This is a genomic window from Vibrio sp. 10N.286.48.F5, assembly GCF_041469785.1.
GTDB classification, from domain to species: Bacteria; Pseudomonadota; Gammaproteobacteria; order Enterobacterales; family Vibrionaceae; genus Vibrio; species Vibrio crassostreae_C.
Genome location: NZ_JBFRLG010000011.1, coordinates 26,322 through 36,566, shown reverse-complemented (window position 1 = coordinate 36,566; position 10,245 = coordinate 26,322). Strand labels below are relative to the sequence as shown.

At 44.9% G+C, this 10,245-nt stretch carries 9 protein-coding genes; 2 read left to right on the top strand and 7 right to left on the bottom strand.

Features of this window, described 5'->3' with window-relative positions; translation table 11 throughout:
• Positions 1-555 precede the first annotated feature (555 nt).
• The 6 genes from fre to trxA form a co-directional block, all read right to left on the bottom strand.
• Complete coding sequence (gene fre, locus AB4185_RS08945; protein ID WP_017059251.1) at positions 556-1,269, bottom strand: NAD(P)H-flavin reductase; 714 nt, start codon at positions 1,267-1,269, stop codon at positions 556-558.
• Positions 1,270-1,289: 20 nt separating this feature from the next.
• Positions 1,290-1,559, bottom strand: coding sequence for a 2Fe-2S iron-sulfur cluster-binding protein (locus AB4185_RS08940; protein WP_008224727.1), 270 nt, complete (start codon positions 1,557-1,559; stop codon positions 1,290-1,292).
• Positions 1,556-3,397 (bottom strand): 4-hydroxy-3-polyprenylbenzoate decarboxylase, encoded by a 1,842-nt coding sequence (ubiD, locus tag AB4185_RS08935; RefSeq protein ID WP_372135354.1) that lies wholly within the window; start codon positions 3,395-3,397, stop codon positions 1,556-1,558. Before ubiD ends, AB4185_RS08940 begins: the two co-directional genes overlap by 4 nt.
• 98 nt (positions 3,398-3,495) lie before the next feature.
• Positions 3,496-4,491, bottom strand: a complete 996-nt coding sequence (locus AB4185_RS08930) for a hypothetical protein (protein WP_017059249.1) — start codon at positions 4,489-4,491, stop codon at positions 3,496-3,498.
• 110 nt (positions 4,492-4,601) lie between these two features.
• Positions 4,602-5,861 carry a transcription termination factor Rho gene (rho, locus tag AB4185_RS08925; protein ID WP_017062978.1) on the bottom strand — a complete coding sequence of 420 codons (1,260 nt, stop codon included), beginning with the start codon at positions 5,859-5,861 and terminating at the stop codon, positions 4,602-4,604.
• Between the two features lie 200 nt (positions 5,862-6,061).
• On the bottom strand, positions 6,062-6,388 hold the full coding sequence (trxA, locus tag AB4185_RS08920) for a thioredoxin TrxA (RefSeq protein ID WP_010440700.1): 327 nt from the start codon (positions 6,386-6,388) through the stop codon (positions 6,062-6,064).
• Between the two features lie 111 nt (positions 6,389-6,499).
• Here trxA and rhlB point away from each other — a divergent pair, with 111 nt between their 5' ends.
• Both rhlB and gppA read left to right on the top strand, forming a co-directional pair.
• Positions 6,500-7,810: an ATP-dependent RNA helicase RhlB gene (gene rhlB / locus AB4185_RS08915; RefSeq protein WP_017062979.1), complete on the top strand. Its 1,311-nt coding sequence runs from the start codon at positions 6,500-6,502 to the stop codon at positions 7,808-7,810.
• Between the two features lie 6 nt (positions 7,811-7,816).
• Positions 7,817-9,310: a guanosine-5'-triphosphate,3'-diphosphate diphosphatase gene (gppA, locus tag AB4185_RS08910; RefSeq protein WP_017062980.1), complete on the top strand. Its 1,494-nt coding sequence runs from the start codon at positions 7,817-7,819 to the stop codon at positions 9,308-9,310.
• Positions 9,311-9,412: 102 nt separating this feature from the next.
• On the opposite strand, the gene AB4185_RS08905 is transcribed toward gppA, so the two are convergent.
• Positions 9,413-10,084, bottom strand: coding sequence for a 7-cyano-7-deazaguanine/7-aminomethyl-7-deazaguanine transporter (locus tag AB4185_RS08905; RefSeq protein ID WP_017061333.1), 672 nt, complete (start codon positions 10,082-10,084; stop codon positions 9,413-9,415).
• Positions 10,085-10,245: the final 161 nt, after the last annotated feature.

Here is a 10,245-nt window from a genome sequence, read left to right as displayed (position 1 = left end):
TTCAAAACTAATATTTACCGAAGTAAACATGTAATTCTAAAGCTATTACCCCTCTCTTCTTAAATAAATAGGAACAGAATGGTAATGAATTGACTGTGCCGAATAACTACAAGTAGTTAAACGTATTGGTCACTCAGTTCATTGAAATCAATTTTGATTCCGAAGAATCTGTTTTATCTAACGATAAAACGTTTTGATATTCATCAACGAGTGCCCACACAGATTGATAGGTTTAAATTGTTAAAGAGCTTAACTTCTTGAGCGTTCCTTTTAAGTAAGGAGCCTCTCGAAGTGGACGGCCATTCTAGCGAATTAACATTCAGTGTCAAACACTTTTTGAAAATTAATTTTTTGTCGCTTTCCGTCTTACTGATTCTTGCTGAAGCCTTGTGGCGTCTGCCGTCTCAGTGGTGTCGCATTATAGGGAACCCTCTCAGCTTAGCAACTACTTTTTCATGAAAAATGAATAAATAGGGGTTAACTGCCTAATAGTTCACCTAAACGTAAAAAAGAGAGCATTTCTGCTCTCTTTTTGCTCAAAATCTAAGGGTATTGTTAGATAAATGCGTAAGCATCAGCGTACATATGGTCACGCTTTGCTTCTTTATTCTGAGTAAATAGGTCTCTTGCAGCGCCCGCCATTTCAAAACGACCTGCAATATAGATATCGAAATCAGCTAATGATTCGAAACTTTGCATAACAGCCTCAAGCACATTACCTGTTTGGCCATGCCAAACTTCCGGTGCTTCTTCTACTACCGGTACAAAGTGCACATTGCTATGCTTTTCTGCAATGCCAACCAACTCTTCTTTAGCATATAACTGGCACTCATCTTTTGCGCCCCAGTATAGGTAGATCTCTTTCGAGCTATTTTGCGCGATGCAGTGATCAAGAATAGAGCGCACGTAGCTGAAACCCGTGCCACCAGCAATAAGTAATAGAGGGCGATCGCTTTCTTCTTTGATCCAAGCATCTCCGTGTGGAGCATCAATCGCAATATCGCCATCTTCAGCTTGTGCCTTCTTCATCGCTTCAACCACTTCTAGTGCGTAAGCGTTGTGCTCGGCAGCACCAATGTGCAGCTCAAGCTCACCTTCGTGGCGGCAAGGGCTACTTGCGATAGAGAATGGGCGCTTATCTTTCTCGCCCATTTCAACCATCAGGTACTGGCCCGCTTTAAAAGCGACCGGTGTTTCTGGGTGAAGTAGGATTTGGTAAGTATTACAAGCCAAAGGCTCGATAGACTTCACTTTACATTTAATAGTCATGTTCTTCCTCTTACTAACCCTTAATCGGCAAAGGTTAGAACTAAATTACTTTCTGCAAATGCTTGGCAAGCAAAAATCCAGCCTTGTTGCTGCTCTTTCTCTGTGAGCATGGGTTCAAGGTGGTAACTCACTTGCCCTTCTAATTTTTTGCACATACACATTGCGCATGCGCCAACTTGGCAACGGTTTGGGAAATAGATATCGCTGTTGAGCGCAGCATCCAAGACCGTTTGCCCTTTTTCTACTGTGAAACTGATGTTTTCTGGGTATAAGACTACTTGGTAGCTCATGAAATTCCTAGCTGTTCCCAGATGCTATCAATCTTTTTCACAACATCAGGATCTTTTGTGATTGGTACACCCCACTCACGCAGGCATTCACCTTCCCACTTATTGGTCGCATCGAGACCCATTTTTGAGTGTCCAGTTTCGTTCTGCAGGAATAACGTATCTCTCGCCGGATCCATTCTTGTCGTTACAGCCCAAATGATGTCATTCCAATCACTCACATTGACATCGCCATCACACACGATAACAAACTTGTTCTCATCAAATTGAGACCAAACCGCTTCCATGATTTTCTTACCATTACCGGCAGCTTGCTTATCAATAGACACCACAACCATGCTGGCATTGTCGTTTTGCAGGTGAACATCAATAATTTCAGGATGAACCTTGGTTAACTCAGCCAAGCTACCCTCAATATGTTCACTATTTACAGGTGCTGTTTGGACATCTGGCGATAACGCTAACTCTGCGTCCCACTTCTTAGTAATATCTAGACCCATCTTAGAACCTAACCCAACCACGGGTGAGGCAAAATCCAATGAATCGATCGGCGTGTTCTCTATCATCAGGCTATCGCGTGACGGATCCATATGTTCGCACATCGCTGCGGTTACTTGAGACCAATCACGTGCATTCACATCTTCATCACACACCAATAAAAATTTGGTGTACATGAATTGGCGTAAGAAAGACCATACACCCATCATCACTCGCTTAGCGTGACCTGGGTATTGCTTCTTCATGGTCACGACTGCCATTCGGTACGAACAACCTTCAGGCGGTAGATAGAAATCTTCAATCTCTGGGAACTGCTTTTGAAGAATAGGCACAAACACTTCATTTAGCGCAACACCCAATACCGCTGGCTCATCAGGTGGACGGCCAGTATAGGTGCTGTGATAGATAGGGTTCTCGCGCATGGTTACATGAGTAATAGTAAACACATGGTGCTTTTCTTTCTCGTTGTAGTAACCAGTATGATCTCCGTAAGGCCCTTCATCTGCGAATTCATTCGGGTCGATGTAACCTTCCATCACGATTTCTGCACTTGCGGGAACTTCTAAGTCGTTGCTGATTGATTTAACGACCTCAGTTTTACTACCACGTAGTAAGCCTGCAAACGCGTACTCAGATAAACTATCCGGCACTGGCGTAACCGCACCAAGAATGGTGGCAGGATCAGCACCAAACGCTACCGATACTGGGAATGGTTTCCCAGGGTTAGTTTCCATCCAATCACGCAGATCCAATGCTCCACCACGGTGGGCTAACCAACGCATGATGATTTTATTCTTGCCGATCTTCTGCTGACGATAGATACCTAAGTTTTGGCGTTTCTTGTTTGGACCACGAGTAACCGTTAAACCCCATGTTAGCAATGGCGCGACATCATCAGCCCAACAGCTCATCACAGGGATTTTATCTAGGTCGACGTCATCGCCTTGCCATACCACTTGTTGGCAAGCCGCTTTGCGAAGGCGTTTAGCTGGCATGTTTAAGACTTGCTTAAACACAGGTAGTTTATCAAGAGCGTCTTTAAAGCCTTTTGGTGGCTCAGGTTCTTTTAGGTAAGCAAGCAACTTGCCCACTTCACGCAGTTCTTTGACTTCTTGACGTCCCATACCAATAGCAACCCGATTAGGTGTACCAAATAGATTGGTCAAAACGGGCATGTCATAGCCTACTGGATTTTCAAACAAAAGAGCCGGGCCACCAGCACGTAGAGTACGGTCGCTAATTTCGGTCATTTCGTAGTCTGGATCGACTGGGTGAGAAATGCGTTTCAACTGACCAATACTTTCAAGATGGTCGATAAAATCACGTAAATCTTTAAAACTCATAGGACTTCTACATGCTGATTATTCTGCGCTCAGTATATCAAAAAGGGTGACGCTGAGGTCCCCCTTTTTAGTGTGGTTATTGAGAGGCAAAATCCACTTTACGGTAATGCTTGCTCGATCAAAGAACTCTTCACCTGAGGGTTATCATTGACGAGATCTTGCAACCATCGCGTATGACCTTGTTTGGCGAGTTCACGCGCAACTAATGGTGCTTCATCAGCAATCGCCATCCTAGAGACAAGGAACAGCTTCACCTCTTCTGATAACGGGTTAACTTTGGTAAGCAAAGTAATCGCTTCATCTTTCAAACGCGGGTTCTTAGTCGCTGCCATCACCTGTTCAAGCGCGAACGTTTGTTTGGTTTCAGCAAGGCGAACTAGCTCAGCTTGGCTATGATAATCGGCCTTCATTCGCCATAGAATTTTGTAAACCTCTGGGTCTTCGCTCACTTGCGCTAATCGAACCACCACCTCAGTAGAAGGTAACCAACTAACAATAGAAGATGCGGTGAGTTGCTTAGTTAGGTAATCAACCGCTTCAGGAGACAAACTGTCTAGCTCTCTAATGAGCAACGCTTCTCGCGTTTGAACTTGATGTTCAGATCCAGATAACCACTCTTTTAGGTCGAGTTCCTGTTTCTCTGCATCTAGCACAAATACCAATGTCTTCTGATCTTGACGCCATTGTTTAATAAGGCGATTAGCAATTGAAGGGTAATTAAAGGCAGGTACCGTAAACTCATAGCCATCGCCACGTTCTAAGACTTGATAAGTGGGCGTGATAGCAAGTTGCTGCTCGATGAAGATAGACATCTTGGGTGTGAGTACGATTTTTTGCTGTTCAAGCTTCTTCAAGAGTTGGTAACGAGCCACCTCTTGCTGGGGAAATGTCAGGCGCTCAAGCGCAAAGCGTAGCGAATTGACTTCGTCACGTACGACAAGCTCTAGTAGTTCAGCAGTTTTCAGTTTTACTTGATCATTCTCAAGCCAAGACTCTACTGTAAGTGGAGACATCTCGGTGGCATAGCTCATACCAACCGGTGAAAATAACAGTGAAGTAGACAGGAGTAATGATGACAACAGTCCATGTTGCATTTTAACGTCCTTGTAACACTTTTGCTCATTCTGCAAGCTGGCGCTACAAAATGCAAATAAAAAGCGCCACCCGAGGGCAGCGCTTATTAAATACGATCAGCTAATCAATATTACTGACGACGCATTGCGTCAAAGAACTCATCGTTCGTTTTCGTCATTGCTAGCTTGTCGATAAGGAATTCCATTGCGTCGATTTCGCCCATTGGGTGAACAATCTTACGCAGGATCCACATCTTCTGTAGTTCATCGTTCTTGGTAAGAAGCTCTTCACGACGAGTACCAGAGCGGTTGAAATCAATCGCTGGGAATACGCGTTTTTCAGCAATCTTACGGTTAAGGTGCAGTTCCATGTTACCTGTACCTTTGAATTCTTCGTAGATAACTTCATCCATCTTAGAACCAGTATCAACCAGTGCTGTTGCGATGATCGTTAAGCTACCGCCTTCTTCTACGTTACGTGCCGCACCGAAGAAACGCTTTGGACGATGTAGAGCATTCGCATCAACACCACCAGTAAGAACTTTACCTGATGAAGGAATCACAGTGTTGTAAGCACGAGCTAGACGAGTAATAGAATCCAGTAGGATAACTACATCTTTCTTGTGTTCAACAAGGCGCTTCGCTTTCTCGATAACCATTTCTGCAACTTGTACGTGGCGAGATGCTGGCTCATCGAATGTTGAAGCAACTACTTCGCCTTTAACTAGGCGCTGCATTTCTGTTACTTCTTCTGGACGCTCATCGATAAGTAGAACCATTAGTTCACACTCAGGATGGTTACGTGCAATGCTTTGAGCAATGTTTTGCAGAAGCATTGTCTTACCCGCTTTAGGCGGAGCAACAATCAGACCACGCTGACCTTTACCAATTGGAGATGCAAGGTCAAGAATACGAGCCGTAATATCTTCAGTCGCACCATTACCCGCTTCCATCACCATACGTTCGTTAGCGTGAAGAGGAGTAAGGTTTTCGAAAAGAATCTTGTTACGTGCGTTGTCTGGCTTGTCGTAGTTAACCGTGTTTACTTTAAGCAGTGCAAAGTAACGCTCACCGTCTTTAGGTGGACGGATTTTACCGCCAATAGAGTCACCTGTACGTAGGTTAAAACGACGAATTTGGCTTGGTGATACGTAGATATCATCTGGGCCAGCCAGGTATGAACTGTCGGCGCTACGTAGGAAACCAAAACCGTCTTGAAGAATTTCTAGAACACCATCACCAAAGATGTCTTCACCACTTTTTGCATGCGCTTTAAGGATGGAGAAGATAATGTCTTGTTTTCTTAGGCGAGCTTGATTTTCAAGACCTAAGCTTTCGCTAAGTTTAACAAGCTCAGACACAGGTCTGTTCTTCAGTTCAGTAAGATTCATAGTGGTGGAAGTTTGTTTAGTCAAAATAGGATCTGTTTTCTTAAGTTAAGAAGGATTTGGTCACAGGATCGACCAAGAAGAGAAATTCGTTCAATTAACGTGCGATAAATTAGCACTAAAACTAAGACTAGTCCATAGCTTAGAAAAAACAAAACCGCGCATTTGTTAACTGCACGGTTTCTTTTCAAATGCTGACCTGATTAAAGGTTAGCGTCTAAGAACTCTTTAAGTTGAGTTTTAGATAATGCACCAACTTTAGTCGCTGCTACGCCGCCATCTTTGAAAAGAAGTAGCGTTGGAATACCGCGAATACCAAACTTTGGTGGAGTACCAGCATTTTGGTCGATATTTAATTTACCGATTGTGAGCTTGCCTTCATACTCGTCTGCGATTTCATCAAGAATCGGCGCAATCATTTTACATGGACCACACCATTCTGCCCAAAAATCAACAAGAACAGGGCCTGCAGCATTGATTACATCGTTATCAAAACCGTCATCAGTTAGCTGCAAAATCTTATCACTCATCTTCCACTCCAATGTATTTTTTAGAACTGGTTGGATGATAACCAGTAAATAGATGCCCTATTGGAATGTATTTACTTTCGTATTGCAAGCTTAAGCTGATATTCTATAGCAATGAAAAAGACGCATATCACAGAGCAAAAGTTCGCCGACTTGGATTTACTTCCGCAAGTCATTGAAGGATTGGAGAAAAAAGGGTTCGATTATTGTACCCCTATCCAAGCCTTGGCGCTCCCGGTACTGCTCACCGGCCAAGACATTGCAGGCCAGGCCCAAACGGGTACTGGTAAAACGCTTGCGTTTCTTACTGCTACTTTTAACCACCTGCTAAAAACATCTGAGCATGAAGGGCGTAAGCCTAACCAGCCACGTGCGATTATTATGGCACCAACGCGTGAACTCGCGATTCAGATCTACAACGATGCTGACTCTCTGGTTGAAAGCACAGGTATCAAGGCAGCACTTGCTTACGGTGGCGAAAGCTACGACAAGCAACTAGGTAAAATCGAAGAAGGCGCAGATATCTTAATTGGTACGACTGGCCGCATCATCGATTTCTACAAGCAGAAGGTATTTAACCTTAACCACATTCAAGCTGTTGTTCTTGACGAAGCTGATCGCATGTTCGATCTTGGTTTCATCAAAGACATCCGCTTCTTGTTCCGCCGTATGCCTGAGCCAAAAGATCGCCTGAACATGCTGTTCTCTGCGACATTGTCTTACCGCGTACAAGAGCTAGCGTTCGAACACATGCACAACCCTGAGCATGTTGTTGTTGAGCCAGAGCGTAAAACAGGTCACCGCATTCAGGAAGAACTGTTCTACCCATCAAACGAACACAAAATGGCACTGCTGCAGACTCTAGTTGAAGAAGAGTGGCCAGAGCGCGCTATCATCTTCGCTAACACTAAGCACAAATGTGAGTCTGTTTGGGGTCACCTAGCTGCAGATGGTCACCGTGTTGGCCTGCTAACTGGCGATGTTCCTCAGAAGAAACGTGAAAAGATTCTTGAGCAATTCACTAAAGGTGATGTTGACCTGCTTGTCGCAACCGACGTTGCAGCACGTGGTCTACACATTCCTCAAGTAACACACGTATTCAACTTCGACCTACCTGATGACTGTGAAGATTACGTTCACCGTATCGGCCGTACAGGTCGTGCTGGTGCAAGTGGTCACTCGATCAGCTTTGCTTGTGAAGATTACGCAATCAACTTGCCACCAATCGAAGAATACATTGAGCACGCGATCCCTGTGTCTGACTACGATGCTTCTGCACTGCTAGAAGATCTACCAGCACCATTGCGCTTACGTACACGTAACCCGCAACAACGCCGCTCAAACAACAATGGCCCACGCAACGGGAACCGTAAACCAAACCAGAACCGTCGCCCACGCCAACCGCGTCATAACAAGGAAGCTTAGTCGCTTATGAGTCAAACAGTGTCACCCCCGCTTTACGCTGCAATCGACCTCGGGTCGAACAGTTTTCATATGCTCGTTGTGCGTCATATCGATGGCAGCGTACAAACCATGGCTAAAATTAAGCGCAAAGTGCGTTTAGCTGCAGGCTTAGATGAAAATAATGCGCTTAGTACAGAAGCCATGCAGCGCGGTTGGGACTGTTTGAGTCTCTTTGCAGAGCGACTTCAAGATATTCCGAAAGAAAATATCCGCATTGTCGGTACAGCGACCCTACGTACTGCTATCAATGTGGATATATTTCTAGAGAAAGCGAACCAGATCCTTGGTTACGACATCAATGTTATCTCCGGAGAAGAAGAAGCTGCGACTATCTATAAAGGCGTAGCACACACTTCTGGTGGCAGCGGCCGCCGACTGGTTGTTGATATTGGTGGCGCAAGCACCGAGATGATCATTGGTGAAGGCTTCTCAGCGAAAGCACTAACCAGCCTAAAGATGGGCTGTGTTACTTGGCTTGAGCGCCACTTTAAAAACCGCCAATTAACCGCTACCAACTTTAACAACGCCATTGAAGCGGCGAAGTCGACGTTGGCTCCTATCCTAGATAGCTACACTGATATCGGATGGGATGTGTGTGTGGGCGCCAGCGGTACCGTTCAAGCACTGCAAGAGATCATGTTGGCGCAAGGCATGGATGAAGTGATTACTCATGCCAAACTTAAGCGTCTACAGAAACAAGCGATGATTACTGAGCGCTTGGAAGAGCTAGAAATCGAAGGACTTACCCTTGAACGCGCATTAGTGTTCCCGAGTGGCCTTTCCATTCTTATTGCTATTTTTGAGTTGCTTGAAATAGATTCAATGACACTCGCAGGCGGCGCACTCCGTGAAGGCCTAGCCTACGAGATGGTTGATGAGCTTCGCCAAGAAGATATCCGAGCGCGTACCATTAAGAGTGTTCAATCACGCTACCAAATGGACGTAAGCTACGGTGAACAAGTTGCTGTAGTCGCACAAACGCTGCTAGACCAAGCGGGCGCCGAAGCGTGGGTTTCAGAACCTCAAGCTGGTGTGCTATTGCAAACGGCAGCTAAGCTTCACGAGATTGGTTTAACCATCGATTTCAAAAAAGGCGGTGAGCACAGCGCTTATCTGCTGCAAAACTTAGACCTACCTGGCTTTACTCGAGCGCAAAAGCACTACTTGGGTGAGTTAACTCGTCGCTACCGTGAACAGTTAACCTCATTACCAGAGCAACACGCTATCTCAGGCACCAGCAGCAAGCGTATTTTACGTATTCTGCGTTTAGCTATTTTGCTGACCCACCGTCGTAACCCAGCGCTAGAGCCTGAGTTCAAACTGACGACGAATGACAACAATCTAACCCTAACGCTTTCTAAGCAATGGTTAGCTGACAATCCGCTGACCGCTGCAGAGCTAGAGATCGAGTCGAATAGACAAACCGATATTGGCTGGCCATTGAATATTAAATGCCTCTGATATTAGTATCTGACGCTAGAAATTAAAAAAAGCCCAAGTTAGTAGACTAACTTGGGCTTTTTCTTATCGCTGCATTAATGCTTTGTGTTACAAATCTCAAACTTAAGCGTTCACGCCTGTCGCTTTAAAGTCAGGGTTCACTGCGGTTAGCTTTCTAACAATGTAGTTAAGAAGCACGCCGTACATAGGCACGAACAAGCCTAAGCTGATGATAAGTTTGAATCCGTAATCGACTAAGGCAATCTCAGTCCAATGCTCGGCCATAAATGGATCTGGGCTTTGGTAGAAAGCAATCGCAAAGAATGCGATGGTATCAATGGCATTACCGAATAACGTTGAGCATGTTGGGGCTACCCACCACTGTTTAAGCTGACGTAGGCGGTTAAAAACATGTACATCCAAGATCTGACCCAGTAAATAAGCCATGAAGCTCGCCGCGGCGATACGTGCAACAAACAAGTTGAACTCACCTAGTTGGCTAAAGCCTTGGAATGAACCTTCAAAGAACACCACTGACAAGAAATAAGAAACGGCCAGAGCTGGTAGCATCACTAAGAAAATGATTTTACGGGCAAGCTGCGCGCCAAAAATGCGTACGGTCAGATCGGTCGCTAGGAAGATAAACGGGAAAGTGAAAGCACCCCAAGTGGTGTGCATACCGAAGACGGTAAAAGGTAGCTGAACCAGATAGTTGCTTGACGCAATAATCACCAAATGGAACAAAACTAATAGTGCTAAGGCTTTGCGCTGTTGCGCAGGGGTAAAGTTACTCATGCTGTACCTTTTTAGTTTGGTTTGGGGGTGAGGGAACCCAAATCGAGTCATTTCTTCGAATAATCCAAGAAAGCTCTTACCAATAATGTGAATTAAAAAATGTATCTAAAAATTGCTCTGCTGAGCGGCGGGCGATTATACATTAATCAATATTGGCTGCA